This window comes from Thermobifida alba (assembly GCF_023208015.1).
Taxonomy (GTDB): domain Bacteria; phylum Actinomycetota; class Actinomycetes; order Streptosporangiales; family Streptosporangiaceae; genus Thermobifida; species Thermobifida alba.
This window is the reverse complement of the sequence record NZ_CP051627.1, coordinates 2558760-2584910: the sequence shown is the minus strand read 5'-3', so window position 1 is coordinate 2584910 and position 26151 is coordinate 2558760. Positions and strand designations below refer to the sequence as shown.

At 73.7% G+C, this 26151-nt stretch carries 22 protein-coding genes and 1 riboswitch; of the genes, 11 read left to right on the top strand and 11 right to left on the bottom strand.

The genetic code is table 11. From position 1 onward, the window contains the following. Positions 1-195: 195 nt before the first annotated feature. The gene (locus tag FOF52_RS11430; protein WP_248589949.1) at positions 196-1674 is read right to left on the bottom strand and encodes a fused MFS/spermidine synthase; all 1479 of its coding nucleotides are present in this window, start codon (positions 1672-1674) and stop codon (positions 196-198) included. 37 nt (positions 1675-1711) lie between these two features. After that, positions 1712-2656, bottom strand: a complete 945-nt coding sequence (locus FOF52_RS11425) for a LysR family transcriptional regulator (RefSeq protein WP_248589948.1) — start codon at positions 2654-2656, stop codon at positions 1712-1714. Between the two features lie 135 nt (positions 2657-2791). Here FOF52_RS11425 and FOF52_RS11420 point away from each other — a divergent pair, with 135 nt between their 5' ends. Continuing rightward, entirely contained in the window at positions 2792-4081 is a 1290-nt protein-coding gene (locus FOF52_RS11420; protein ID WP_248589947.1) for a pyridoxal phosphate-dependent aminotransferase, read from the top strand. 79 nt (positions 4082-4160) lie between these two features. Here FOF52_RS11420 and FOF52_RS11415 read toward each other — a convergent pair whose 3' ends face one another. Then, positions 4161-5393, bottom strand: a complete 1233-nt coding sequence (locus FOF52_RS11415; RefSeq protein WP_248589946.1) for a glycosyltransferase family 4 protein — start codon at positions 5391-5393, stop codon at positions 4161-4163. Positions 5394-5605: 212 nt separating this feature from the next. On the opposite strand from FOF52_RS11415, the gene FOF52_RS11410 reads away from it, so the two are divergent. Continuing rightward, positions 5606-5851: a DUF6457 domain-containing protein gene (locus tag FOF52_RS11410; RefSeq protein ID WP_248589945.1), complete on the top strand. Its 246-nt coding sequence runs from the start codon at positions 5606-5608 to the stop codon at positions 5849-5851. Positions 5852-6041: 190 nt separating this feature from the next. Further along, complete coding sequence (locus FOF52_RS11405) at positions 6042-7523, top strand: alanine/glycine:cation symporter family protein (RefSeq protein WP_248589944.1); 1482 nt, start codon at positions 6042-6044, stop codon at positions 7521-7523. 88 nt (positions 7524-7611) lie between these two features. On the opposite strand, the gene thiD is transcribed toward FOF52_RS11405, so the two are convergent. The 4 genes from thiD to FOF52_RS11385 all read right to left on the bottom strand — a co-directional run bounded on the left by thiD (position 7612) and on the right by FOF52_RS11385 (position 12281). Then, a complete protein-coding gene (gene thiD / locus FOF52_RS11400; protein ID WP_248589943.1) occupies positions 7612-8436 on the bottom strand; it encodes a bifunctional hydroxymethylpyrimidine kinase/phosphomethylpyrimidine kinase in 825 nt (274 codons plus the stop codon). Beyond that, positions 8427-8524: riboswitch (TPP riboswitch) on the bottom strand. (Overlaps the previous gene by 10 nt.) Before the next feature lie 73 nt (positions 8525-8597). After that, a complete protein-coding gene (locus tag FOF52_RS11395) occupies positions 8598-9566 on the bottom strand; it encodes a DUF368 domain-containing protein (RefSeq protein ID WP_248589942.1) in 969 nt (322 codons plus the stop codon). 277 nt (positions 9567-9843) lie between these two features. Then, positions 9844-11484 carry an acyl-CoA synthetase gene (locus tag FOF52_RS11390; RefSeq protein WP_248589941.1) on the bottom strand — a complete coding sequence of 547 codons (1641 nt, stop codon included), beginning with the start codon at positions 11482-11484 and terminating at the stop codon, positions 9844-9846. Between the two features lie 212 nt (positions 11485-11696). After that, complete coding sequence (locus tag FOF52_RS11385; protein ID WP_248589940.1) at positions 11697-12281, bottom strand: NADAR family protein; 585 nt, start codon at positions 12279-12281, stop codon at positions 11697-11699. 162 nt (positions 12282-12443) lie between these two features. On the opposite strand from FOF52_RS11385, the gene rocD reads away from it, so the two are divergent. Then, positions 12444-13700: an ornithine--oxo-acid transaminase gene (gene rocD, locus FOF52_RS11380; RefSeq protein ID WP_248589939.1), complete on the top strand. Its 1257-nt coding sequence runs from the start codon at positions 12444-12446 to the stop codon at positions 13698-13700. A gap of 10 nt (positions 13701-13710) precedes the next feature. Here the strand turns inward: rocD and FOF52_RS11375 are convergent, their stop codons facing one another. After that, positions 13711-14835: an SGNH/GDSL hydrolase family protein gene (locus FOF52_RS11375; protein WP_248589938.1), complete on the bottom strand. Its 1125-nt coding sequence runs from the start codon at positions 14833-14835 to the stop codon at positions 13711-13713. A 97-nt stretch (positions 14836-14932) separates the two neighbouring features. Beyond that, positions 14933-15406: a DUF3291 domain-containing protein gene (locus tag FOF52_RS11370; protein WP_248589937.1), complete on the bottom strand. Its 474-nt coding sequence runs from the start codon at positions 15404-15406 to the stop codon at positions 14933-14935. A 117-nt stretch (positions 15407-15523) separates the two neighbouring features. Between FOF52_RS11370 and FOF52_RS11365 the strand changes: the two genes are divergently transcribed. The 4 genes from FOF52_RS11365 (at position 15524) to FOF52_RS11350 (ending at position 22146) form a co-directional block, all read left to right on the top strand. After that, positions 15524-16999, top strand: coding sequence for an aminotransferase-like domain-containing protein (locus FOF52_RS11365; RefSeq protein ID WP_248589936.1), 1476 nt, complete (start codon positions 15524-15526; stop codon positions 16997-16999). A 145-nt stretch (positions 17000-17144) separates the two neighbouring features. Then, positions 17145-19118: an acetoacetate--CoA ligase gene (locus FOF52_RS11360; RefSeq protein WP_248589935.1), complete on the top strand. Its 1974-nt coding sequence runs from the start codon at positions 17145-17147 to the stop codon at positions 19116-19118. A gap of 100 nt (positions 19119-19218) precedes the next feature. Beyond that, positions 19219-20505, top strand: coding sequence for a heparan-alpha-glucosaminide N-acetyltransferase domain-containing protein (locus FOF52_RS11355; RefSeq protein WP_248589934.1), 1287 nt, complete (start codon positions 19219-19221; stop codon positions 20503-20505). Between the two features lie 72 nt (positions 20506-20577). After that, positions 20578-22146, top strand: a complete 1569-nt coding sequence (locus FOF52_RS11350; RefSeq protein ID WP_282573383.1) for an MFS transporter — start codon at positions 20578-20580, stop codon at positions 22144-22146. 342 nt (positions 22147-22488) lie between these two features. Here the strand turns inward: FOF52_RS11350 and FOF52_RS11345 are convergent, their stop codons facing one another. Continuing rightward, positions 22489-23166: a hypothetical protein gene (locus FOF52_RS11345; RefSeq protein WP_248593840.1), complete on the bottom strand. Its 678-nt coding sequence runs from the start codon at positions 23164-23166 to the stop codon at positions 22489-22491. A 154-nt stretch (positions 23167-23320) separates the two neighbouring features. Between FOF52_RS11345 and FOF52_RS11340 the strand changes: the two genes are divergently transcribed. Together FOF52_RS11340 and FOF52_RS11335 are read left to right on the top strand one after the other, a co-directional pair. Further along, positions 23321-24118 carry a purine-nucleoside phosphorylase gene (locus FOF52_RS11340; RefSeq protein WP_248589933.1) on the top strand — a complete coding sequence of 266 codons (798 nt, stop codon included), beginning with the start codon at positions 23321-23323 and terminating at the stop codon, positions 24116-24118. Between the two features lie 380 nt (positions 24119-24498). Further along, complete coding sequence (locus FOF52_RS11335) at positions 24499-25002, top strand: ATP-binding protein (RefSeq protein ID WP_248589932.1); 504 nt, start codon at positions 24499-24501, stop codon at positions 25000-25002. Positions 25003-25097: 95 nt separating this feature from the next. Here FOF52_RS11335 and FOF52_RS11330 read toward each other — a convergent pair whose 3' ends face one another. Then, positions 25098-25445 (bottom strand): hypothetical protein, encoded by a 348-nt coding sequence (locus tag FOF52_RS11330; protein WP_248589931.1) that lies wholly within the window; start codon positions 25443-25445, stop codon positions 25098-25100. Positions 25446-25654: 209 nt separating this feature from the next. Between FOF52_RS11330 and FOF52_RS11325 the strand changes: the two genes are divergently transcribed. Continuing rightward, entirely contained in the window at positions 25655-26143 is a 489-nt protein-coding gene (locus tag FOF52_RS11325; protein WP_248589930.1) for an Lrp/AsnC family transcriptional regulator, read from the top strand. The last annotated feature ends 8 nt before the right edge of the window (positions 26144-26151 follow it).

Here is a 26151-nt window from a genome sequence, read left to right as displayed (position 1 = left end):
CAAACGGATCCCCTGCCCGGGCGATGAGGAGAGCACCCCATTCCGGGTAGTGGCAGCTCTACCCCGCGGCGGTGGACGTGCCCCCCTACGCACACAGATATCCGCAGGAGGGTGGCGGGAGAAGAAGGGCTGGGAATCCGGAGGGGAAATCCTGGCCAAAATCCGCGGGTCGTCCCGGTGTCCCCGGTCCCGCCCTCACAGGTAGGGCGTGAGCAGCTGGTCCACCGGGGCGTGGTCGTCGGTGAGGACCAGGCCCGTGGAGCGCCAGCGGGCGAGCCGCTCTTCGTCGGCGAGGCCGCCCGGGACGGGGGTGCGGGCCAGGGCCGCCGCCAGGGCGCCGGTGTCCAGGGGCGCGTCGGAGGCGAGGACGACGTGGTTGCCGCCGGCGGGAGAGTCCAGGCCGGTGCGGTCCGCGGCCACCGCGACGTGGGTGAAGACCTCGCCGAGGGTGGCGGCCTGGGCGGCGAGGAACGCCCGTTCGCCGCGGTCGATGACGTTGACGGCGTACAGCCCGTCCGGGCGCAGCACCCGGTGCACCTGGGCGGCGAACTCCCGGGTGGTCAGGTGCCAGGGGACGCTCAGGCCGCCGAACGCGTCCCCCAGCACCAGGTCGCGGCTGTCGGAGGGGACCTCGACGATCGTGGTGCGGGCGTCGCCCGCCGCCACAGTGAGGTCCGGTCCGGTGCGCAGCCCCAGTTCGGTGCGGGCCAGTTCGGTGACGGCCGGGTCGACCTCCAGGACCAGGCTGGTCGAGCCGGGCCGGACCGCCGCCAGCCAGCGCGGCATGGTGTAGGCGCCGCCGCCCACGTGCAGGCTCTCCACCGGTCCGGGCGGCAGCTGGGTGTCCACGGCGGCGCCGAACCACTGCGTGTAGCCGAACTCCAGGTGGGTCGGGTCGGCCAGGTCCACGTAGCCGTGCCGCAGGTCGTCGAGGTAGAGCAGGCGGCCCCGGGGCCGGTGCGGGTCCTCCTCCACCCGGGCGCAGTAGTAGGCGGTCTCGGCGTCGCAGGGGGAGTCCACGCGCACCAGCAGGGTGGCACCGGCCAGGCAGACGCCCAGCAGCACGAGCCCGTCGCGCATGCCGCGCGCGCCGCGCAGGAACGCGCCGCGCACCGCGAAGGGCAGCCCCAGCAGCGCTGTTGCGCCGCCGCAGACCAGCAGCACCGTGGAGACCGGGAGCAGGGCGACGAGTACGTAGCCGGTCAGGACGGTGCCCGCGAGCGCGCCGACGGTGCCCCACGCGCTGAAGCGGCCGACCACGCTGCCGCCGCGGTCCAGGTCCGCCAGCTGCGTCTTGACCACCACCGGGGGGACCGCGGACAGCAGCGCCACCGGCAGGGCGATGCCGGAGGCGACCAGCAGCAGCGCGGTGACCGGTCCGGCCCCGGCCAACTGCGGGCCGAGCAGCAGCACGACGGGCCGGGCCAGCAGGGTGGTGCCGCCGCCGAGGACGAGCAGCACCGCCAGCAGCGGCTCGGGCGGCCGGCGGTCCGCGGCGTGGCCGCCGGTGCGCGCGCCCAGCGCGATCGCGGCGAGGGCGACCCCGATCGCCGCGGTGTAGGTCTCCAGGGTGTCGCCGGAGTAGGGCGCCACCAGGCGGGTGACCGCGACTTCCAGGACCAGCACGGCCGCGGAGGAGCTGAACACCACCGCCGTGGCGAGCATCCGGTTCATAGCGGGCAGGGTAGTGGACGCCCGTGGGCGCGGCCGCTCAGTCCAGCAGGGCCTCGCCCCGTTCGGCGGCCAGCACCCGTTTGACGTCCTCGGCGGCCTCGTACAGGGCGTTCAGGGTGACCTCGATGGCGGGGCGGCGCACGCTGGTGGCGCGGGCGACGGCGTAGATCCGCCGGACGGGGGCGTGGGGGATGCGGCGGTGCGCCAGCCCGGGGGAGGCCGAGCTGAAGGAGAGCGCGGGGACCGCGGCGATGCCGAGGCCGCGGGCGACCAGGCTCATGATGGTGCCGATGCCCTCGAACTCCCAGACCGCCCCGGGGGCTCCGCCGACGCCGGCGAGCAGGCGGTCCACGGCGGTGCGGGAGGGCTCGCCGGTGGGCGCGGTCACCCAGGACTCGTCGAGCAGGTCGGCCAGGTCCACCGGGACCGACGGGTCGGCCAGGCGGTGGTCCTCGGGCACCGCGAGCACGAGGGGGTCGCGCAGCAGCAGGTAGTGCCGCAGGGTGCCCGCCGCGCTGTCGGGGGTGCGTCCCGACCAGTCGTCGACGAGGGAGATGTCGACCTCGGCGGTGCGCACCGGGCGGGTGCCGTCGCCCCCGGTGCTCTGCCGCAGCACCAGCTGCATGCCCTCGTGGACGCGCAGGCTGCGGGCGATGGAGGGGGCGAAGGCGACCGCCGCGGTCGGGAACGCGGTGATGGTGACCCGCCCGCGGGGGGCGCCGGTCTGCGCGGCCAGGACCGACTCGGCGGCCTCGACCATCGCCAGGATCTGTTCGGCGTGCCCCAGCAGCAGCCGTCCGGCGTCGGTGAGTTCCGCGCTGCGGGCGGTGCGGTCCAGCAGTTGCGTGCCGACCTCGCGTTCCAATGCCGACAGCTGCTGGGAGACCGCGGAGGGGGTGTAGCCGAGGGCGGCCGCGGTCGCCGCGATCGTGCCGTGCACGGCGAACTCGTGCAGTATCTGGAGCCGGCGCAGGTCGAGCATAAGTAGATCTTACGCTGCCCATCGGAAAGAGTCGCTTGTACTGATGGATGTCTCCCGGCAGGGTGGGAAGTGGGCCACCGGTCAGTCCGTACCAGGCCGGTCCGTGCGATCTTCGACCCTTGGAGTTGAGCCTCCATGCCGATAGCTGTTTCCGCGACCCTCGCCGTCAACGAGGCAATCACTCTCCGTCGCCGCCAGGGACTCCCCGTGTTGCCGATGGGCTTCGGGGAGGCCGGACTCCCGGTCCACCCGGTGATGCGCGACGCACTGTCGACAGGAGGTGACCAGAACGGCTACGGGCCGGTGGCGGGACTGCGCGAACTGCGCGAGGCCGCCGCGGGCTACTGGGAACGCCGGGGCCTGTCCACCGACCCCGACCTGGTGGTCGCCGGTCCGGGCAGCAAGCCGCTGCTGTACGCGCTGGTGCTGGCGATCGGCGGGGACATCGCCGTCGCCGCGCCGAGCTGGGTGAGCTACGCGGCGCAGACCCAGCTGGCGGGCGGCCGCCCGCTGCTGGTGCCGACCCTTCCGGCCCAGGGCGGCGTCCCCGACCCGGAACTGCTGGCCCGGGCGGTCGCCGAGGCCCGGGCCGCCGGGCGGCAGGTGCGCGCGGTCATCACCACCTGCCCGGACAACCCCACCGGGACCGTGGCCTCGCGCGACACCGTCCGCCGACTCGCCGAGGTCGCCCGCGACCTCGACCTGGTCGTCATCTCCGACGAGATCTACCGGGACCTGGTGCACGACCCGGCCACGGTGGTGCACAGCCCCGCCGAGTTCGCGCCGGAGCGCACCGTCGTCACCACCGGGCTGAGCAAGAACCTCGCCCTGGGCGGCTGGCGGATCGGCGTGGCCCGGCTGCCGCACGACGAACGGGGCCGCCTGCTCCACGGCGACCTGCTGGGCATCGCCAGCGAGATCTGGTCCAGCCCCTCCGGGCCGGTCCAGCGGGCCGCGGCCTACGCCTTCGGCGAGCCTCCCGAGATCGTCGACCTGATCGACCGCAGCCGCCGGCTGCACGGGGCCGTGGCCCACGCCGTCGCCGACCGGTTCCGTGCCGCGGGGGCGACGGTCGTCGCCCCCCAGGCCGCCTTCTACCTGTACCCGGACTTCGGCGCCTGGCGGGAGCGGCTGGCCGCCGAGCACGGGGTGACCAGCGGGCCCGACCTCACCCGGATGCTGCTGGACCGCTACGGGATGGGGGTGCTGCCCGCGGTGGAGTTCGGGGAGAGCGCGGACGCGCTGCGGATGCGGGTGGCCACCAGCCTGCTGTACGGGGAGACCGAGGCGCAGCGCGCGAGCGCGCTGGCGGCCGAGGACCCGGTCGCGCTGCCGTGGATCCGCGCCCACCTGGACCGGCTCAGCGAGGTGCTCGACGACGTGGGCAGCGAGCAGCCCACCGCCCTGCACGCTATGGCGGGCTGAAACCGGGTAGGGAGAGGAGTGTGGCGCGGGGAGGGCCGACCAGAGCGGAAGGGGACGAGCCCGCCCCGCGCCATCTGGCTCAGCGTAACGCCACCCCGTCCCCGCCGCGGCCGCGGCGGGGCGGTTCGGCCGCGGCGAGGGGCCGGGCCGCCCGCGCGGAGGGGGCGCCGGCGAGGCTGGCGCTGGACACGGTGACCTCGCGGTAGTGCTGGATGAGCAGGTCGTTGACGGCCTGCCAGGAGCGTTCCCGCACACTGGGGCGGGCCGCGGCGGCCAGCCGCGCCCGCAGTTCCGGGTTGTGCACGAGCCGTCCGGCGGCCACGCGCAGCTCCCGCACCGAGTCGGGGGCGTACAGCAGGCCGTTCTCGCCGTCGCGGACCAGGTCGAGCGGCCCCCCGGCGGCCGGGGCCGCCACGGGTACGCCCGAGGACAGCGCCTCCTGCACCGCCTGGCAGAAGGTCTCGTCGGCACCGGTGTGCACGAACACGTCCAGGCTGGCGTAGATCCGGGACAGGCGCTCCCCGGTGAGCTGGCCGGTGAACACCGCGTCGGGCAGCAGGCGCCGCAGTCGGGCCCGGTCGGGGCCGTCGCCGACCACCACCAGCCGCACCCCCCGCAGTTTCTGCACGTGGGCGAGCAGGTCGACGCGTTTGTCGCGGGCGAGCCGCCCCACGTAGCCGACGATGACCCGGCCGTCGGGGGCGAGGCGCCGCCGCAGTTCCTCGTCGCGGTGCGCGGGGTTGAAGCGGTCGCCGTCCACACCGCGCGGCCACCGGCTCAGCCGGGGGAACCCCTGGTCGGAGAGCATCCGCAGGGTCGGGGTGGAGGGGACCAGGGTGCGGTCCACGGCGGAGTGGAGGCGGCGCAGGTGGGGCCAGAGGACGCGGGAGGCGGGGATGCCGTAGCGCCGGGCGAACCCGACCAGGTCGGTCTGGAAGACCGCGACGGTCGGCAGCGCCCACCGGCGGGCCGCCTCGACAGCGGCGTGCCCCAGCAGTACGGGCGAGGCCAGGTGCACCACGTCGGGGGCGAAGGCGCGCAGCGCCGCCGTCATCAGCCGCCGCGCGGGCAGTCCGGCGGAGAAGGAGCGGTAGCCGGGCAGCGACACGGCGGGCAGGCGGACCACGGGGAATCCCGCGTAGCGAGCGGGGCCGCGGCCGGGGGCGATGACCACGGCCTGGTGTCCGGTGGCGGCGAGGTGTTCGGCGACCCGGCAGACCGAGTTGGTGACGCCGTTGACCTGGGGGAGGAACGATTCGGTGACGATGGCCACCCGGAGCGGCTCGGCACCGGTCGGGGGAGCGGAGGGCATCGGCTTCTCCTCGACGGGGAGGGGCGGCGGCCTACTCCTTCGACGCTAGGCGGCGCGGGTGAACCGGGTGCGCGCACCGGGTGAACGCCCGGTGGAGGCGGGGGACCCCGCCGTCCCGTCCCGCCGGTTCCGCGCCCCCCGCGGCCGGGGGCGCGGTAGCGTGCGACCGGCGGTGCGCGCGGGGTGCGCCGCGAGGAGCGAAGGAGGAGCGGGTGACACTCGTCGAGTGGGCGCGGCTGGTCGGCGCCGAACTCGGACTGCCGGAGGAACTCGACCGCGGGGACGTGGACCTCATCCTGGACCTGGCGCGGGACGCGGCGCACTCGGTGGCCCGCCCGGCCGCTCCGCTCACCGCCTACCTGCTGGGGATCGCGGTGGGCCGGGGCGCCGACCCGCAGGAGGCGGCGCGTGCGCTGAGTCGGCTGGCTCAAACCTTTTCGGAGGGAACAAAGGAATAAAGAATTCGTCATCGCCTCATGACACAATGGCGGAAAACGGGACGATGGGTGACCGAAGCGATACAGTGACGCAAAGTCAAATGGTCGCTCAAGATCCCACGTTCTCCGCGATTGATCAGCACGTGCGGCCATCTTGGGTGATAGGGGTGTTGCGGGAAAAACGGTGACCCTTTAGGGGCGGGTGAGAACGATGGAAGAAGAAGAGAAGTCGATTCTCTTCGTGGTGAACGACGTCATCTGGGGACCGTACGTCCTGATCCCGCTCCTGCTGGGGACGGGCATCTTCCTGACCATCCGGCTCGGCGGCCTGCAGTTCCGGGTGCTGGGGCACGCGCTGTGGCTGGCCCTGGTCCGCCGCAAGGAGCAGCGCGGCGAGGGCGACATCTCCCACTACCAGGCGCTCAGCACCGCGCTGGCCGCCACGGTCGGCGTCGGCAACATCACCGGCGCGGCGCTGGCGATCGGCCTGGGCGGCCCCGGCGCACTGTTCTGGATGTGGGTGACCGGCCTGCTGGGCATGGCCACCAAGTACAGCGAGGCGCTGCTGGGCGTGAAGTACCGCCGCAGGGACGCCCGGGGCGAGCAGAGCGGCGGCCCGATGTTCTACCTGCGCCACGGGGTCGGCGGCGGGTTCGGCCTGGTGCTGGGCTTCCTGTTCGCCCTGTTCGGCGCGGTGGCGGCGTTCGGTATCGGCAACATGACGCAGGCCAACACCGTGTCGGCGCAGCTGGAGAGCGTCTGGTCGGTGCCCACCTGGGCCACCGGGGCCGCGATGGTCGTCGTCGTGGGCGCGGTCGTGCTGGGCGGCATCAAGAGCATCGGCCGGTTCGCCGCCGGAGTGGTGCCGGTCATGATCGTCGCCTACGTGCTCATCGCGGTGACTGTGCTCGTCGTCCACGTCGCGGACCTTCCCGCGGCGCTGGCCCTGGTCTTCCGGGACGCCTTCACCGGCGAGGCGGCCGCGGGCGGCCTGCTCGGCTCGGCGCTGCTGTACGCGATCCAGCAGGGGGTGGCGCGCGGCATCTTCTCCAACGAGTCCGGTCTGGGCACCGGAGGCATCGCGGCGGCCGCCGCCAAGACCAACCAGCCGGTGCGCCAGGCGATGGTGTCGATGACGCAGACCTTCATCGACACCATCATCGTGGTGACCATGACCTGCATGGTCATCATCGTCACGGGGGCGTGGCGGCAGGCCGGGAGCGAGGACGGCTCGCTGATGACCTCGCTGGGCATGGCCGAAGGGCTGGGGCGGATCTCCCCGGCGCTGGAGCCGCTGGGCCAGTACACCGTGGCGATCGCGGTGGTGTTCTTCGCCTTCACCACGCTGGTGGGCTGGTGCTACTACGGCGAGCGCTGCATGGACTACCTGGTCGGGCGGGCCGCGGTGGTGCCGTTCCGCATCGTGTTCACCCTGGTGGTGTTCGTCGGCGCGACCACCGAGCTGAGCACGGTCTGGAAGTTCAGCGACATCGCCAACGGCCTGATGGCGCTGCCCAACCTGCTGGGCCTGCTGCTGCTGTCGCCGATCGTGGTGGCGGAGACCAAGCGGTACTTCGCCAACCCGAACTGGCGGGACCCCGACCTGGTGGACGTGTCGGGTCCCGGCGTGCCGGGGCCCCGCAGGGCGGACCCGGACGTGTCGGAGCCTCCCGAGGTCAGCCCCCGGGGATGAGCCGGTCGGCCCGGGGAGGGGATGCCCTTCCCGGGCCGCGGCTCTCGCGGGTCCGGTGCGGGACGCGCCGACGGAGGCGCGGCCCCGCTCAGCGGGACCGCGGAGCCTGCCTCCCCCACCAGGCGTGGAAGTGGTGCACGGGGCCCTTGCCCTTGCCGATCTCCAGTTCGTCGGCGTGGCGCAGCGCCTCGGTGAGGTAGTCCTTGGCCTCGCGCACCGCCTGCGACCAGGTGGGGCGCTGCGGGCGCAGGGCGGCGATCGCGGAGGAGAGGGTGCAGCCGGTGCCGTGCGTGTTGGTGGTGTCCACCCGTTCGGCGGTGAGCGTCTCGGCTTCGCCGTCGGCCGACAGCAGCAGGTCGGTGCTGGTCGGCCCGGACAGGTGGCCGCCCTTGAGCAGCACCCGGCGCGGGCCGAGCGCCAGCAGCCGTTCGGCCTGGCCGCGCATGTCCGCAGGGTCGGTGGCCTCGGCCTCGCCCAGCAGGTCGGCGGCCTCCGGCAGGTTGGGGGTGATCAGGTCGGCGCGCGGCAGCAGTTCGGTGCGCAGCGCCTCCACCGCCTCGGCGGCCAGCAGGCGGTCGCCGCTCTTGGCGACCATCACCGGGTCGAGGACCACGTTGGGCAGCTGGTAGGCGTCGATGGCGGCGGCCACTACCTCGATGACCTCGGTGTTGGAGAGCATGCCGATCTTGACGGCGTCCACCCGCACGTCGGTCAGCAGGGTGTCCAGCTGGCTGCGTACGAACGCCGCCGGGACGTCGTGCACCTCGCTGACCCCGGTGGTGGTCTGCGCGACCAGCGCGGTCACCACGGTCGTGCCGTAGCCGCCGAGTGCAGAGAAGGCCTTCAGATCGGCCTGGATGCCCGCCCCGCCGCTGGGATCGGTGCCCGCGATGGACAGGATGGTGGGAATCATGGGGACGTCCCTCCGCTAGTACGACCTAGATCAGGTTCGGCGGGTGTCATCTCAGCCGGCGAGGGGGCCGGCACCCCGCGTCCACTGCGAAGGCTAGCAACACGGCGCCGCCCCCCTGCCCGGAGCGGGCAGGGGGGGCGGCGCGGCGGTGCGGGGACGGGTCAGCCGACGACCTCGTCGTTCTCCTGGGGTCGGCGGGCGGGAGCGGCGGGGGCGGGGGCCTCCTGGGCCGCCGCGCGGGCCTTCAGCCGGTGCTCGACCAGCATGATGCCGATGACGGCGGCCGCACCGACCACGGCCAGCACCACGCACAGCACGAGGTTGCCCTGGTCGGGGGCGAGCAGGGTGCGGTCCTCGTCCTGCCAGGGCCACAGGGAGCGCAGCGATCCGGCCATCAGCCCGGTCATCACCACCAGGGTGAGGTGGTGGAAGCGGTCCAGCAGCCACTGGAGCAGTTTGACGAACAGGGCCAGGCCGATGGTCGCGCCCAGGGCGAAGGTGGCGATGTAGCCGAGGTCGCGGTCGTTGAGCGCGTTCATCGTCACGGTGTACAGGCCGAGGGTGAGCAGGATGAACGAGCCGGACATGCCGGGCAGCACCAGCGCGCAGATCGCGACGGAGGCCGCGACCATGACGACGAGGGGAGTGGGTTCCACCTGGGTGGGCGGCAGGCCGGTGAGCAGGAACGAGGCCACGGCCATCACGAGGGCGAGCAGGTAGTCGCCGATCCGCCAGCGCCGCCCCGAGCCGCTGTAGGGCACCCACAGGGAGGCCAGCACCAGGCCGAAGAACAGGGCGTAGGACTCGGACGGGTGGTCCTCGACCAGCGGGGCGATGACGCGGGCGGCGATCAGCACGGCCAGCACCATGCCCGCCAGCACGACCAGGACGACTCCCCAGTCGGCGCGGCCGAACTCCTCGCGGGCGCGGGCGGTCCCCCTGCCCCGGACGAGGTCGGTGGCGAGCAGCCTGACGCCGCTGACCACGTGGCCGGCGGAGTTGATGAGGGTCTCGTAGACGCCGGTGATCAGCGCGATGGTGCCGCCGCTGATGCCGGGGACGACTTCGGCGGTTCCGATGAGGGCGCCGCGCACGCCGTTGAGCAGATGGGTGCCGATTGACTTCGCCATGTCCTACTTCTCGTCGTGGAAAAGGGAAGGCGGTCCCGTCCCGTCGTGGTCGGAACGGGGCGGGAGGCCGATGCCCGGAGGAAAACGCGTGGGAGCTGCCCGGGCGGTGTGCTCGCGCAGCGGACCGGAGCGGCCGGGCAGACAGGCACCCAGTGTAAGGGGAGCGGATTCGGCGCGGCGACAGGACGGTGAGGCGCGTTCGCCGGGCCCCGGCCGCCGCACGCGGTCCGGCCCCGCGCGCCGGGCGGAGGCGGCGGGCGGGGCCGGACGGGGACGGTCAGCGGCTGAGTGCGGGGGCCGGTTCGCGGGCCACGCGGGAGGCCCAGCGGTAGTCCTGCTTGCCCACGGCGGTCCGCTTGACCTCGTCCACGACGCGGATGGTGCGCGGCACCTTGAAGCCGGCCAGCCGCTGCCGGCAGTGGTCGCGCAGTTCCTTGTCGCTGGGCCGCCGCGGGCCGGTCAGGGCGATCACGGCGCTGACCCGCTGGCCGAGCCGTTCGTCGGGGGCGGCGACCACGATGGCGTCGGCGACGGCCGGGTGCGCCTTGAGGACCGCCTCGACCTCCTCGGGGTAGACCTTCTCCCCGCCGGTGTTGATCACCGTGGAGCCGCGGCCCAGCAGTTCGATGGTGCCGTCCGCCGCGATGGTCCCGTAGTCCCCGGACAGCGCCCAGCGGCGGCCGTCGGCGTCCACGGGGAAGGTCCGCGCGGTCTTCTCCGGGTCGTTGTAGTAGCCCAGCGGGATGCGTCCGGTGCGGGCGATCCGGCCGATCTGGTCGGAGCCGGGCGGCAGCGGCCGCAGCCGGTCGTCGAGCACGGCCACGCTGGGGCTCATGGCGAAGCGCCGCGTCTTCCCGCTGAGGCGGGCGGCGGCCGATCCGCACACGCCGGTCTCGCTGCCGCCGTAGTTGTCGTTGATGGTGATGGTCGGCTTCCAGGCGCGCCACAGTTGGCGCGCGGTGGGGGTGAGGGGGGTGCCGCCGGAGCTGACGGTGGTCAGGCTCCGACATCGGCCGGGGCTGCGCAGCAGCTCCTGGGCGAGGGGGCGGGCCATGGCGTCGCCGACGCACTGCACGATGTGCACGCCCTCGCGGTCGGCGAGGTCCACGATGCGGGTGGGGGAGAAGACCCGGTCGGTGCTGAGCACCACGGTGCTGCCCCGGAACAGCATGCTCAGCGCGTTCCACTGGCCCGCGGCGTGCATCACCGGGCCCAGCACGAGCATGCGCAGCGGGGTGGCACGCGCGGCCCGTTCGGCGACGGTCGCCGCGTCGGCGGCGCGCGGGGTGCCGGGGCGGCGCTGCTCCAGGGCGACGTGGAAGATGTCCTCCTGCCGCCACATGACGCCCCTGGGGTAGCCGGTGGTGCCGCCGGTGTAGAGCAGGTACAGGTCGTCGCCCCCGGTGGCGGGCAGCGGTGTGGCGGAGTGCGCGGCGGCGGCGAGCGCGGCCTCGTAGTCGACGCCGTCGGTGCGGTCGGGGGCGTCGTCGTCGATGAGCAGGACGTGGCGCAGCAGCGGCAGTTCGTGGCGGACGCGGGCGACGGTGGCGGCGAGGGAGCGTTCGGCGATGAGGGCGACCGCGTCGGCGTTGTCGAGCAGGTAGCGCAGTTCGGCGGCGACGTAGCGGTAGTTGACGTTGACGGGGACGGCTCCGGCGCGCCAGGTCCCGAAGGCCGCTTCCAGCCACTCGGCGCGGTTGAAGCAGAGGACGGCCACGTGTTCGCCGGGCCGGATGCCCGCGTCGAGCAGGTGGCGGGCGACGAGGGTGGCGCGGGCGTCGAGGGCGGCGAAGGTCAGGCGGCGTGCCCCCGCGACGACGGCGAGCCGCTGGGGTACCGCCGCGGCGACGGCGGCCAGCAGGCCGGACAAGGAGAGGTCGCTGGCACCGGAGGAACCGGTTGCTCCCAGAACTCGCATTTCGGTCATTTTTCGCCCCTGTCGCTGTTGTGCCCGTGGGCGGGTGTGAGGATCGATCTTGCAGTTATGACCTGAGTCACATCCCTTCGGGGTCGGCTATCAGGAGACGGTGAAAAGCCCGATAGGACCGGTGGTGCGGAGAGTGGGGGAGCGCGCCCCGGTGAGACGCGCCACAAAGACGGGGTGAACTCCCGCTGAACCTGTGCCGAAGATCACCGTCGTCCGGTGTCGGCGGCGGAGAAATCGGAGGTGTGGAGTTCCTCACGGACGTCCATCAGCGCGAAACCGAGCAGGTTCAGCCCGCGCCAGTGCGCCGCGGTCGCGGCCCGCTCGTCGTCGGCGGCCAGGCCGATGCCCCAGATCCGGTCGACCGGGCTGGCCTCGACCAGCACGCGGTCCCCGGTGCCCCGCAGGAAGGCGCCGAGGTCGGGGTGCTGGGTGAACTTGGCCAGGTTGCCGCGCACGACGATGCCGTAGCGGTGCTCGGCCCACGTCGCCTCGTCGAAGCCCCGCACCTGGCGGCCCAGTTTCTTGGCCGCGCCGGGATGGGGCGCGTCCAGTACCTCGCGCCGGGTCCGCTCGTCGCCGAACAGGCGGGCCTTCTCCGCCATCATGAAGTGCTCGGCGGTGCGGTAGGCCTGCCCCGCCACGGTGAAGGGCGCCTCCCACCACTGGCTCAGGCAGCCCGGGCCGACCCCGCCGCCGCGCGGCGGACGGTGCCCCCAGAAGAACAGGAACCTCAGGCGCTCTCCGGCCTCCTGCGCCCGGGCGACCGCGGCGACGTCGCGAGCGTGCATCGGGACCCCCTCTCCATCGCCCCGGCGGACCGGGGGCTCGGCGCGCGGCGGTGCGCACCGGCGCGCCGCGCACATCCCCCCGATCGTCGGCAAGGGAGCGTCACCGTTCGGCGACGCGGGTATCCCGAACAGACAACGATCAACGACGATCGGAGCGGTCCCATGAGCACACGTCCACCGGAGACGGCCGCGGCCGACGGCGCCCTGCCCGCCGACCGCCACATCGCCCTGGCCGAGCGGCACTCGGCACACAACTACCGTCCGCTGCCCGTGGTCATCGCCGAGGGCGAGGGCGCCTGGGTGACCGACGTCGCGGGCCGCCGCTACCTGGACGGCCTGGCCGGGTACTCGGCGACCAACTTCGGGCACCGCAACCCCGAGCTGCTCGCCGCGGCACACGCCCAACTGGAGCGGATCACGCTCACCAGCCGCGCCTTCCACCACGACCGGTTCGCGCCGTTCGTCACCGCGCTGGCCGGACTCGTCGGCAAGGACCGGGTGCTGCCGGTCAACACCGGGGCCGAGGCGGTGGAGACCGGCATCAAGGTCGCCCGCAAGTGGGGCTACGAGGTCAAGGGCGTGCCCGAGGGACGGGCCGTCATCGTGGTGGCGGCCGGCAACTTCCACGGACGCACCACCACGATCGTCTCCTTCTCCACCGACCCCGAGGCCTACCGGGGCTTCGGGCCGCCCACCCCGGGCTTCCGCGTCGTCCCCTACGGCGACGCCGAGGCGCTGGCCGCCGCGATCGACGCCGACACGGTCGCGGTGCTGCTGGAGCCGGTGCAGGGCGAGGCGGGGGTGATCGTGCCGCCCCCCGACTACCTGCCGCGCGTGCGCGACCTGTGCACCCGCCACAACGTGCTGTTCGTCGCCGACGAGGTGCAGTCGGGGCTGGGCCGCACCGGAACCGTGCGGGCCTGCGAGCACAGCGGCGTGGACGCCGACGTCTACCTGTTCGGCAAGGCGCTGGGCGGCGGCATCCTGCCGGTGGCGGCGGCGGTCGCCGACGCCGAGGTGCTCGACGTCATCCGCCCCGGCCAGCACGGCAGCACCTTCGGCGGCAACGCGCTGGCCTGCGCCGTCGGCACGGCCGTGGTGAAGCTGCTGCGCGAGGGCCCCTACCTGGACCGCGTGCGCGCGCTCGCCCCGCTGCTGCGCGCCCGCGTCGAGGAGTTCGTCGGACGCGGGGCGGTCGCCGCCCGCAGCATCGGCCTGTGGGCGGGCGTCGACGTCGACCCGGCGCTGGCCGACGGCCGCGAACTGTGCGAACGGCTGCTGGAGCGGGGCGTGCTGGTCAAGGAGACGCACGGCTCCACCATCCGGTTCTCGCCGCCGCTGGTCGTCACCGAGGAGGAGCTCGACTGGGCGCTGGACCAGTTCGCCGCGGTGCTGGCGGAGCTGCGCGCCCGGCGGTGAGGGCGCGCGCTCACCCCGCCTCGACGGCCAGCGTCTCCACGGTGGCGCCCGCCACCACGTCGAAGGTGGCGTAGAGGGGGCGGCCCGGGCCGGTCTCGATCTGCTCGACGACCAGCGCGCCGACCGCCCGGTGCCCGTCGGCGTCGGGGTGGAAGGTGCTGCGGTCCACGGCCACCCCCGTGGCCAGGTCGCGCAGCAGCACCCCGTTGACCCAGGGGTCCTCCGTGCCGATCTCGTGGCCGTCCAGCGCGTGGTAGACGTCCACGAACTCCACGCTGCCGACCCTGTCGGAGGAGGCGATCCCGGTGTCGTGCGCCGCCACGGCCTCGGCGAGCTGCTCGTTGAACTCCCGGATGGTCTCGTTCAGCCACCGCTGGCTGCTGGCGGTCAGCGTGTAGTAGGCCCCGGTGGGCTCCTCGGGGAACAGCCGCGGGTAGCCCACCACCAGGACGCGGGCGTCGGGGGCGCGCCGCCGCACCTCGCCGATCAGCTCCTCGAAGGTCGTCTCGAACTTCTCCATCCGCTTGCGGATGTCCTCCTCCTGGGCGGTGCACGCCCCGCTGTCCAGCAGCGGGACCCGCACCATGCAGGTCTTGAGGACCGTGGAGAACCCCAGGTCGTTGCCGCCGATGCCGATGGTGACCAGGGAGGTGTGCGGGGCGTCCCAGGCCAGCTGGGAGCCGACCTCGTCGACCGCGTCGAGCATGGCGTGGCCCCGCTGGCCGCTGCACGCCAGGAAGGACAGCCGCCCGGCGAAGTCGTAGGAGTCGGCGACCAGTTCGGGGTAGGCGTTGGCCGAGCGCCAGCAGCCGCCCTGGACCGCGGTGCCGGGGTGGTAGTCGCGGGCGCCGTCGCCGGAGGAGTAGGAGTCGCCCAGCGCGTAGTAGTTGCCCCAGGTCGCGGCCTGCACGGGGGTCAGCAGCAGGAGTTCGCCGTCCTCGGCGGGCTCGCCCCGGGAGTCGACCGGCACCCCCAGGCACCAGTCCCGGGTGGCCTCGCACCACATCCGCCACGCCGCCTCGCGGCCGGTGGGCACCGCCAGCACGACCGCCAGTACCGCGGTCAGGACAACGGAGGGGACGCCCAGGAACAGTCGTCGTCTCGTGGTCGCCGACGCGCGTGCTCCGTTGCCCAAGAACCTCTCCCGTGGACCGTCCGGCCTCCGTCCGAAGCACAGGGTACCCGGGGCACAGCGGTCGTTTCCGGGACGGAAGGGGAGGCCGCCGCCCGGGTCAGCGCGGCGGCGGCACCGGGGAGCGCAGGGTGAAGGCGTGCGCGCCGGGGCCCGCGGCGCGCAGCCGCGCCAGCCGGGCCAGCCCCTCCGCCGCCTCCGGAGCGGCGGGGCCGCGCGTCCACCACAGGGCGCGCTCCGAGACGGGGACCAGGCCGGTGCGGGCCTGCCAGGCGCGGACCTCGGGGCCGCTGTCCAGCACGGCGGCGCGCAGGCCGGCGTACGAGGTCCACAGGCTGAGCAGCAGCACCGCGCCGTCGGCGGGCAGCGGCACGGTCGACACCGCCACCGCTCCGGCCCCCTCGGCCCGGCGCGCCAGCGACTCCGCCAGTTCCCGCAGTGCGGCGAGGGGGCCGCCGGGCGCGGATACGGACTGGGCGGAGGCGAGCAGCGGCGACGCAACGGGGCAGCGGCGCTGCGCGGCGGCGGGGGGCGCCGCGCCGCACGCGGGGGCGGGCGACGGGAAGGCGGGCATGGGGCTCCTCCGGACAGGCAGGGAGGGACAGGGGGCCGATCTGGTCTGGAACCGGGACCGTTCGAATGCCACTATGGATTCGGAAACGGGCGAATGGCAGGGCCAATGAGGTGGAAAATGGACTCTTTCGCGGACGGCGCCCACCGCCTGGCGGCCCAGCTGGGCAGGTGGTCCGACGGGGACGGCCCGCTCTACCGGAAGCTCGCCGACGCGCTGCGCCGGGCCGTGGCGGACGGCGTCCTGGCCGCGGGCGAGCGGCTGCCCTCCGAACGCGCCCTGGCCGCCGCGCTGGCGGTCAGCCGCACCACCGTGGTCGCCGCCTACGACGAACTGCGCGCCGCCGGACTGCTCCGCAGCCGCCAGGGCAGCGGCACCCGCGTCAGCGGCCACACCCGCCCCGCCCCCACGGACGGGTACGCGCCCGGCGGCAGCGCGAGAGCGCTGTACCAGCGGCTCATCGACGGCCCCGGCGACCTCGTCTCGCTGGCCTGCGTCACCACCGAGGCGATCCCCCCGGTGCCCGACATCATCCGCGAGACGGCCGACCGCCGCCTGGCGGAGCTGCTCGCCGAGACCGGCTACCACCCGCGCGGCCTGCCCGAGCTGCGCGAGGCCGTCGCCGACCACTACACCGGCCTGGGCCTGCCCACCAGCCCCGACCAGATCGTCGTCACCACCGGGGTGCAGCAGGCCGTCGCCTTCGTCTGCGACCTGTACCTGTACCGGGGCTCGGCGGCGCTCATCGAGTCGCCGAGCTTCGCGGGCTGCCTGGACTCGCTGCGCGCGGCAGGCGCCGACCTGCTCACCGTGCCCGTGGACGAGGAGGGCGCCGACGTCGCACGGATGCGCCGGATCATGCGGGAGCGCCGCCCCGACCTGGTGTACCTCATGCCCACCTACCACAACCCGACGGGCGTGCTCATGTCGGCGGCGCGCCGCCGACAGGTCGCCGAACTCGCCGCCGAGTACGGCGTGCCGGTCTTCGAGGACGGCGCCTACACCGGGCTGCGCGCCCCCCGCGAACCGCCGCCGATCGCCGCGTTCGCCCCGCCCGGCGCGGAGGTCATCACCGCTGCCTCGGTCGGCAAGACCGCCTGGGCCGGGCTGCGCATCGGCTGGCTGCGCGCCCCGGCCGCCACCGCCGAACGGATCAGCCGCCGCAAGGCCATCACCGACCTGGGCAGTCCACTGCTGGACCAGGCCGTCGCGGCGCGGCTGGTGCGGTGCTGGCCGCAGCTGGCCGCGGCCCGCTCCGCGCTGCTGGCCGAACGCATGGCGGTGCTGGAGGAGCGGCTGCGCGAGCGGCTGCCTGAGTGGTGCTGGCGCCGCCCCGACGGCGGGGCCGCCCTGTGGGTGCGGCTTCCCGACGGCACCGACGCCCGCGTCTTCGCCCAGGTGGCGCTGCGCCACGGGGTGGAGGTGGTGCCCGGTTCGGTGATGGCCCCGTGCGGCGACCACGACTCCTCCTTCCGGCTCACCTTCTCCCATCCCGTCGACACGATCGCGGTGCTGGTGGACCGCCTCGCCCGCGCCTGGGAGGACCTGCGCCGCCACGGCCCCGTGGAGGACTACGCGCCCCGGGTTGTGGTCTGACCCCAGCAATCGGTTCGGTTTGTGGGCGTTTTCCCCATACGGTTTCCGCGCCCCTCCGTGTTAGATGTGGTGCAGAACACTCCTCACCCGGGGGAGCGCTGTGGCCGCACCCGGTGCTCCCCGCGTCCACGAAGAGGTCGCACCCATGACACACAAGCCACAGCCGCCGGTCCTGTGGAGCCCCGACGAGGCGCGCCGCGAACGCGCCAACCTCACCGCGTTCACGCGCTGGGTCCGCGAGCACCGCGGCGTCGACGCCCCCGACTACGACGCGTTGTGGCGCTGGTCGGTCACCGACCTCGACGGCTTCTGGTCCGCGATCTGGGAGTACTACGGGGTGCGCTCGGCCACCCCCCACACCGCCGTCCTCGCCGAGGAGGCGATGCCCGGCGCCGTCTGGTTCCCCGGCGCGACGCTCAACTACGCCGAACACGTCTTCCGCGACCGCGACGACACGGCCGTCGCCATCCGCCACGCCTCCGAACTGCGCCCGCTGACCGAGTGGACCTGGGGGGAGCTGCGGCGGCGCACCGCCGCGATCGCCGCGGCCCTGCGCGGCCTGGGCGTGGGCCCCGGCGACCGGGTCGTCGCCTACCTGCCCAACATCGCCGAGGCGGCGGCTGCGTTCTTCGCCTGCGCCGCCATCGGCGCCACCTGGTCGTCGTGCTCGCCCGACTTCGGGGTGCGCAGCGTCCTCGACCGGTTCGCGCAGATCGAACCGAAGGTGCTGCTGGCCGTGGACGGCTACCGCTACGGTGGCCGGGACTTCGACCGCCGCGACGTGCTCAAGGCGCTGCGCGACGGACTGCCCACCCTGGAGCACACCGTCGTCCTGCCGTACCTGGGCGGCGAACCGGTCGCCGACACCCTGCCCTGGGACGAGTTCGAAGCCGCCGGGCGCGGCGCGGACCTGGAGTTCACCCCGCTGCCCTTCGACCACCCGCTGTGGGTGCTGTACTCCTCGGGCACCACCGGCCTGCCCAAGGCCATCGTGCACGGCCACGGCGGCATCCTGCTGGAGCAGCTGAAGAACCTGCACCTGCACCTGGACGCCCAGGACGGCGACCGGGTGTTCTGGTTCACCACCACCGGCTGGATGATGTGGAACTTCCTGGTCAGCGTGCTGCTGACGGACGCCTCCATCGTGCTGTACGACGGCAGCCCCGCCCACCCCGACCTGGGCGCGCTGTGGGACCTGGCCGAACGCGCCGGCGTCACCGTCTTCGGCACCAGCGCCGGATACCTGTCGAGCTGCATGAAGGCCGGAATCCACCCGAAGCGGGGCCGGGACCTGTCGGCGCTGCACGCCATCGGCTCCACCGGCTCCCCGCTGTCGCCGGAGGGCTTCGCCTGGTGCTACCAGGAGTTCGGCTCCGACCTGTGGCTGTTCTCCACCAGCGGCGGCACCGACGTGTGCAGCTGCCTGGTCGGCGGCGTGCCCACGCTGCCCGTCCACCAGGGCGAGATCCAGGCCCGCTCCCTGGGCATGGCGGTGGCCTCCTGGGACCCCGACGGCAACGAACTCGTCGGCGAGGTCGGCGAACTGGTGGTGACCCGCCCCGCGCCGTCCATGCCGCTCTACTTCTGGGGCGATGCCGACGGCTCCCGGCTGCGCGACAGCTACTTCTCCGTGTACCCGGGCGTGTGGCGGCACGGCGACTGGATCGAGATCACCGAACGCGGCACCGCGATCATCTACGGCCGCTCCGACTCCACCATCAACCGGGGCGGGGTGCGCATGGGCACCAGCGAGATCTACCGGTCGGTGCTGGCCCGCGAGGAGGTCCTCGACGCCCTGGTCGTCGACGTGCCGCAGCCCGACGGCGGCTCCCGCATCGAACTGTTCGTGGTGCTGCGCGAGGGCGCGGAGCTCGACGACGACCTGGTGGCGCGGATCGCCCGCGGCATCCGCGAGGACTGCTCGCCCCGGCACGTGCCCGACGGGGTGCGCGCCATCGCCGCGGTCCCGCGCACCCTGTCCGGCAAGGTGCTGGAGGTGCCGGTCAAACGCATCCTCATGGGGGAGCCGCCGGAGCGGGTGGCCAGCCGCGACTCCCTGGCCAACCCGGAGGCCCTGGACTACTTCGCCGGTCTGGCCCGGCAGGGCGCCGACGGGTAGCCGACCGCGGGGGCGGGCCGGGGCGGAGACGTCCCGGCCCGGGGCGGAGGGGCCGGTTCTCTTAGCGGAAGCCGACACGCGACCCCCTAGTCTGGTCCCCGTGTCGCACCAGCAACCCGCAGCACGCCACCCGCGTCTCCCCGTCCCCTGGCCGGAACCGGGACGGCTGGTCGGCGTGGACGTCGCCCGGGCCCTGGCGGTGTTCGGCATGTTCGCCGTCCACCTGGGCGTCACCTCGCTGGGCGCACTGGACGGACCCGTCGCCGAGACCGCCCACGAGCTGATGCGGGGCCGCTCCTCCGCGCTGTTCGCGTTCCTGGCCGGGGTGTCCCTGTCGCTGCTGTCGGGGCGGCAGACCCCGCTGCACGGCGAGCCGCTGCACCGGGTGAGGGTGAAGATCCTGGTGCGTGCCGCGCTGCTCGCCGTGATCGGAGTGTTCGCGGACCTGCTGGACACCTCGGTCGCGATCATCCTGGTCTACTACGCGGGCTACTTCCTGCTGGCGCTGCCGCTGCTGCGGCTGGGCGCGGCGGCGCTGGCCGCCGTCGCCGCGGGCGTGGCCCTGCTCGGCCCGCAACTGTCGTTCCTGCTCCGCGCGGCGCTGGGGGACCCCGGCTCGCCGCCCGCCTCCATCACCGGCGTCGGCGACTTCCTCCTCAACGGCTACTACCCGGCGTGCACCTTCATGGCGTTCGTGGTCGCGGGGATGGCGGTGGGCCGCCTCGACCTGCGCTCCACGGCGGTGCGCGGCGCGCTGGCCGGCGTCGGGGCGGTCCTGGTGCTGCTCGGCCAGGGACTGTCGTGGCTGCTGCTGTACCCGCTGGGCGCCGTCGACCGGATCGCCGCGGTCTTCGTCCCCGCCTACTTCGGCACCGCGGCGGGGTCGGTGTCGCCGGAGGGCTGGGCGGTCCTGCGGGTCGCCGCCGAGGAGGAGATCGCCTCCCGGCACGGCACCGTGCCCACCGACACCCCGGCGTGGCTGCTGGTGGCCTCCCCGCACAGCGGCACCACCTTCGAGATCGTCGGGGCCGTGGGCGCCGCCCTGCTGGTGCTGGTGGCCTGCCTGGTCGCCGCCGACCTGCTGCGCTGGGGCGTCTACCCGCTGGCCGCCGCCGGGTCGATGGCGCTGACCTGCTACGTGGGCCACCTCGTGGTGCTCGCGGCGCTGGGCGACCCCACCGGGGACGCGCCGCCGTGGATGTGGGAGATCTTCGTCACAGGAGCGCTGCTCTTCGCCGCCGTGTGGCGGGCGCGGCGGGGCCGGGGGCCCCTGGAACGCCTCCTCGGCAGCGCCGCCGACCTCGCGGTACGCGGGAGCGGGCCGCGCCCGTCCGACGGGCCGCCTTCCCCCGGGGCGGCGCCGACCGAGCCGAGCGACCCCCAGTAAACGGGTTTTCCGGACATCGCAGCCTGTCCTAACCTCGGCCCCTGATCGAAGACTCGTCAATCGGGGGACCCCTTGACCACCACGACTCCACCTGCCCGAGCCGCGGCACGCGGCCTGCGCGGCAGTCCCTGGGCCACCCTGGTGGCCATCTCCTTCGGCGTGATGATGGTGGCGCTGGACGGCACCATCGTCGCGGTCGCCAACCCCGCGATCGGCCGCGACCTCCAGGCGTCCCTGGCCGAACTCCAGTGGGTCACCCACGGCTACCTGCTGGGCCTGGCCGTGTTCCTGATCACCGCGGGCAAGCTCGGCGACCGCTTCGGCCACCGCCGCATGTACCTGGTGGGCGTGGTGGGGTTCGTCGCGGCCTCCGTGGCGATCGCCCTGTCGTCGGGCGTGGCCGCGCTGGTGGCCTTCCGCATCCTCCAGGGACTGTTCGGCGCGGTCCTCAGCCCCGCCGCGATGGGCCTGCTGCGCGCCAGCTTCCCGCCGCACCGGCTGGGCCGCGCCTTCGGCCTGTTCGGCAGCCTGCTCAGCGCCGCCAACGCCGCCGGGCCGATCGTCGGCGGCGTGCTGGTCAGCGCGTTCGGCTGGCAGGCCGCGTTCTACGTGAACGTGCCCGTCGGCGCGGTCGCGCTGGGCCTGGGCCTGTGGCTGCTGTCGGCGGACCGGCCCGCCGACACCGGCGCCCGCTTCGACCTGACCGGGGTCGCCCTGCTCACCGTCGCGATCTTCGCCCTGGTGTGGTCGCTGGTGGAGGCCCCCACCGCGGGCTGGACCGCCGTGTCCACCCTCGCGCCCCTCGCGGTCTTCGGCGTGTTCGGCACGGTGTTCGTGCTGTGGGAGCGCCGTCCCGCCGACCCGCTGCTGCCGCTGGGCATGTTCCGCCACCCGTCGGTGTCCATCGGCGTGGTGCTCATGCTGCTCATGGCGCTGAGCCTGATGGGCTCCCTGTTCTTCGTCACCTTCTACCTGCAGGGCGTGCTCGGCCTGTCCCCGACCCGGGCCGGGACGTTCCTGCTGCCGCTGATGCTGACGATGGGCGTGGCCTCCCCGCTGGCGGGGCGCCTGCTGGACCGGATCGGCGCGAAGACCCCCACCGTCGCCGGGCTGGTGTCCAGCGCGGCCGGACTGTTCCTGCTGGCCAGGCTGGACACCGACACCGCGTTCGGCTACGTCACGGCGGCGTTCGTGCTGCTGGGCGCGGGCCTGAGCCTGGTGATGACCGGCGCGACCGCCGCGATCGTCGGCAACGTGCCGATGCGGCTGGCGGGGGTCGCCTCCGGCATGCAGCAGTCCGCGATGCAGCTGGGCGGCTCGCTGGGCACGGCGGTGCTGGGCGCGGTGATGTCCACGGTGATCGTCGCGACCCTGCCCGGCCACTACCGGGCGGCGGGCCTGGCCGCTCCGGATGCCGGGCAGGCCGCGGACATGCAGAGCACGGTCGCGCAGGGCGGCGCGGTCGTCCCCGACGGCGCGGCCGCCGAGGTGGTGCACGCGGTCACCCGGGCCAGCCACGCGGCGTTCCTGGACGGCCTGCACCTGGCGTTCGGCATCGCCGCCGTCGTCATGGCGGCCGCGGCTGGGCTGGCGCTGTTCATGCGCACCGCCCGCGCGGCCGAACCCGCCGTGCACGTGTGAGCGCCGCCCGCCGACCGGCGGGCACAGACGGACCGCCCCGGCCCCGGTGCGCCAGCACCGGGGCCGGGGCGGTTGTCAGGCCAAGCGCCAGGCCGAGAGACAACACGATGCGCGGTCCGCAGGTCCGTACGGTCCGACGCATCCGGTCGACAGCGTCGACAGCCACCACCGCCCCCACCGGCGGGACGACGGAGCCGGTACCCCGGCTCCGGTCCGAGGTCCGAACCGGAAGCGGTGCTCCACACTCTAGGCCGCGGTCCCGCCCCGGACCCGCCGCCACCGTTTGCGGCAACATCCCGAGCTGGTGAAACCTCGGTCAAAGATCACGCGCGGATGACAACCTCAACGGTCGGTGCGCGACATCCGCGCGGCCGTGCGGTCCCGGTGCACCAGCGCGTCGCTGGTGGTGCGGGCCTGGGCGCGCAGCAGCCGTCGGGCGTCGTCGATCGCGGCACGCGCCACCTCGGGCCGCGCCGCCGGCCGCGGCCCCGCCCCGTCCTCGGGCAGCCCCAGGTCCGCGGGGAGCCCGGTGCGGCCCACCACCCGCAGCTGCGCCTCCTCCTGGGAGACCGACGGCCGGATGTCGCCGGTGGGGGTCTTCCAGTGCCGCAGCCGGTGCTCCAGCCACTCGGTGCCCTGGTAGCCCTCGCCGCGCGGCCAGGGCAGCCCGTCGGGGCGGGCCGTCAGCGCGTGCCGCAGGTCCGCCACCGACCACCCGGCGGCGAAGAACCGGGCGGCCTCGGCGCGGAACACGCCGAAGTCCACCCCCGCCAGCGACGGGTCCTCGCGGCGCAGCAGCTCACAGGCGCGGTGCACCTCCCGGGGCGTGTGCACGGGCCGGTTCAGCGGGTTCGGCTCCGGCGGGCGCAGCACCGCGTCGTCCACGGTCACCACGACCTCGCCGTCGCGGTTGTCCCACACGCTCACCCGCTCCCGCGGCCACCCCTGCGACTCCACCAGGGCCGTGGCGAGTTTGCGCAGGTCGACATCGTCGTCACTGGACAGCCGGAACTCCGCCAAGGCGTGTCTCCTCTCCTTCGCAGCCTCAGCGTAGGGCAGCGTTGGGACGGTGGACACGCCCCGGCTCCCCGCCGAAGGGAGGCTGGACGGCGGTTTCCGCGAGTAGGGTGATCGTTTCCCGCGTTCTCCGCGGGTGGGAGGAGGAGAAGAACAGGTGAGCATCCAGGCACACGCACGCGCCCGAGCGGCGGCCGACCGGCTGCGCGCCCGCACCGGGGTGGACCGCTACACCGCCGCGGTGGTCCTCGGCTCGGGCTGGGAGGCGGCGGCCGACGCACTGGGCGCCCCCCGCGTCGAACTCGACGCCACCCTGCTGCCCGGGTTCGTGGAGCCGGCCGCGCTGGGCCACCACGGCGTGGTGCGCAGCGTGCCCGGCCACCGCGGCGAGCTGCTGGTGTTCCTCGGCCGCCCCCACCTGTACGAGGGGCACGACCCGGACACGGTGGTGCACAGCGTCCGCACCGCGGTCGCGGCCGGCGCCGACACGATCGTGCTGACCAATGCCGCCGGGTCCCTCGACCCGGACCTGGCACCGGGCCGGCTGGCGCTGGTCGCCGACCACATCAACCTGACGGGACGCTCCCCGGTCGTCGGCCCCCGCTTCGTGGACCTCACCGACGCCTACAGCCCCGAACTGCGGGCACTGGCCCGCGAAGTGGACCCGGCCCTGCCGGAAGCCGTGTACGCGGCCGTGCCCGGTCCGCACTTCGAAACCCCCGCCGAGGTCCGCATGCTCCGCACCCTGGGGGCGGACCTGGTGGGCATGTCCACGGTCCTGGAGGCCATCGCCGCCCGCGAACTCGGCGCCCGCGTGCTCGCCCTGTCCCTCGTCACCAACCCCGCCGCGGGCCTCGGCCCCGGTCCCGTCAACCACGAGGACGTCCTCCGCACCGGCCGCGCCGCGGCCGCGAAGGTGGGCACGCTGCTCGCGGACGTGCTGAAGAAGATCTGACCGTGCGACGACCCCGTCCCCAGAGCCATTCCGGCGGGGGTCGGTGGCTTGGGGGACAGGGTCGTGGGGCCAGGCTACGACATCCGGCACGAACAGCAGCTCCACGCTCTGGAACTGGACTGCGTCCCGCTCCCCCGGGAAGCCCGCTCACCCGTGCCGTACGGCCGCACGCCCACCCGCCTCGTCCCCGTGGACGTGGTGCGGGATTCGTCCGGAAACCAGTGGTTCATCTGGGGGCGCACCAGGTCCGCGCATGTGTCGCGGGTAACCGGAGCGGCCGCTGAACTCTGCGAAAACGGCCGCGTGACCTCGGAAGATGTGTCACGCTCCCGGGTGAACCTGGTGGCTGCACGTCGCGCCATGCTGAGGGGAGCGGCTTGATGACCGACACCGCGAACACCAACGACGACTCCGGGGCTGACTCCGATCGTCTGTGTGTGGTCTCGGAGTTCTGGGAAATGCCGGGTGATCCCGTACTCTGCCCGGACCTGAGACACCGGGTCCGGGGCAGCCTCATCGGTTTCCCGCACGCGGCTGACGACGCCGAACTGGTCGTGGCGGAGCTGTTCGCCAACGCCTGCCAGCACAGCGTCAGCGGTCAGGGCGGCAAGGTGTCGGTGAGCCTGTCGGGGCTGCGTACCGGTCTGGTCCTGGTGTCGGTGGCCGACGAAGGACCCAGACCCGACCCGGTGACGGGGCGGCCGCGCAGCCCGCAGGTCCGGCCCGACGTGCACCCGTTCACCGTGGGCGGGCGGGGCCTGCGGCTGGTGGCGGCCCTGAGCACCGACTGGGGGCGGTGGACCACCGAGGACGGCGGCCACGCGGTGTGGGCGGTGTTCGAGCCCCCGCTGCCCGCGTTCACCCGCTGCCGCCGACCGTGGTGATCTTGACACCGTGGGGCACCAAACCGCAGAACACGGGCCGTTCTTGTCAAGATCATGGCCATGCAGGCGGTCGGGTGGCCGGCCCGCTTCCGTTCTCACAGCGGGTCCGGGGGCAGGGACCCCGGAGTGAGTTCCGCGTCGGCGGCATTGATGACCGGGACGTATTCCTCGTCCACCCAGAACTCCCGGCCGCCGAGTTCGAAGGTGGGGGACAGGTGGGTGTCGACGGGACCGATGCGGACCTCCCGGGGAAAGACCCGCCACACCTGGTGCGGGTGTTTCTTGCGGAACCTGCGGTTCGCCACGACCACCACGGAGGTGTTGGTGACCACCACGTAGCAGGACGCCGAATCGTTCCAGGCAGCGGGGAACACGTAGCGGATCTCGGCGTCCACCGGGAGGAAACCGCGCAGGCGGTCGCGGACCGTGCCGGGAACAGGCATCAGACCTCCTTGTGACGGTGTCGGAACTCGACTCGCTGCCCCCGACCACGCGGCCTTTGGTGTGCTCTTCCCCACTTTTGGGGAAAATCGCTGGTAGGCCGCTTTTCTAGTCTCAACTCCTGAGAAATGTGTGGACGGGGCTTTCCCCCCTTGGTTATTTCTTTCGAGGGAGAGTCGGGGGAGAGATCGGGGAAGTGGAAGGCGGAGCAGTGGCCAGTGACGAGCGGCGGCCCAGACGGCTGCCCGACAAGGTCGACCGGGTGATCATCGACGCGCTCGCCAGGGACGCGCGCATCGGCGTCACCGAACTCGCCGAGATGGCCGACATCTCTCGCGCCACCGCCTACAACCGCATCAAACGGCTCACCGACGACGGGGTGATCCGCGGCTACTCCGCCGTCGTCGACCACGCCCGGATGGGACTCGGCATCACCGCCCTCATCCTCGTCTCCGGCAGCCAGCCCGACTGGCGGGCCAACCGCGAGATCATCTCCGCCTACCCCGAAGTCGAATACTGCTGGTACGTGGCGGGCTCGGCCGACATCGTGCTGCTGGTGCGGCTCGCCGACACCGACCAGCTGCGCGACCTCATCCTCACCCGCCTCCAGTCGCTGCCGGGCGTCAACTCCACGCAGACCCTCACGGTCATCGACGAGGTCGTGCACCGGCCCGTGGTGCGGCCCCCGCAGGACGACTGACCCCGGGC

Coding starts and splice junctions, on each gene's coding strand:
- FOF52_RS11415 (WP_248589946.1), bottom strand. CDS start 5,393: ATGCCCTCCGCTCCCCCGACCGGTGCCGAGCCGCTCCGGGTGGCCATC.
- FOF52_RS11360 (WP_248589935.1), top strand. CDS start 17,145: ATGACACACAAGCCACAGCCGCCGGTCCTGTGGAGCCCCGACGAGGCG.
- FOF52_RS11390 (WP_248589941.1), bottom strand. CDS start 11,484: ATGCGAGTTCTGGGAGCAACCGGTTCCTCCGGTGCCAGCGACCTCTCC.
- FOF52_RS11365 (WP_248589936.1), top strand. CDS start 15,524: ATGGACTCTTTCGCGGACGGCGCCCACCGCCTGGCGGCCCAGCTGGGC.
- FOF52_RS11425 (WP_248589948.1), bottom strand. CDS start 2,656: ATGCTCGACCTGCGCCGGCTCCAGATACTGCACGAGTTCGCCGTGCAC.
- FOF52_RS11395 (WP_248589942.1), bottom strand. CDS start 9,566: ATGGCGAAGTCAATCGGCACCCATCTGCTCAACGGCGTGCGCGGCGCC.
- FOF52_RS11370 (WP_248589937.1), bottom strand. CDS start 15,406: ATGCCCGCCTTCCCGTCGCCCGCCCCCGCGTGCGGCGCGGCGCCCCCC.
- FOF52_RS11330 (WP_248589931.1), bottom strand. CDS start 25,445: ATGCCTGTTCCCGGCACGGTCCGCGACCGCCTGCGCGGTTTCCTCCCG.
- FOF52_RS11335 (WP_248589932.1), top strand. CDS start 24,499: ATGACCGACACCGCGAACACCAACGACGACTCCGGGGCTGACTCCGAT.
- FOF52_RS11420 (WP_248589947.1), top strand. CDS start 2,792: ATGCCGATAGCTGTTTCCGCGACCCTCGCCGTCAACGAGGCAATCACT.
- rocD (WP_248589939.1), top strand. CDS start 12,444: ATGAGCACACGTCCACCGGAGACGGCCGCGGCCGACGGCGCCCTGCCC.
- thiD (WP_248589943.1), bottom strand. CDS start 8,436: ATGATTCCCACCATCCTGTCCATCGCGGGCACCGATCCCAGCGGCGGG.
- FOF52_RS11430 (WP_248589949.1), bottom strand. CDS start 1,674: ATGAACCGGATGCTCGCCACGGCGGTGGTGTTCAGCTCCTCCGCGGCC.
- FOF52_RS11405 (WP_248589944.1), top strand. CDS start 6,042: ATGGAAGAAGAAGAGAAGTCGATTCTCTTCGTGGTGAACGACGTCATC.
- FOF52_RS11385 (WP_248589940.1), bottom strand. CDS start 12,281: ATGCACGCTCGCGACGTCGCCGCGGTCGCCCGGGCGCAGGAGGCCGGA.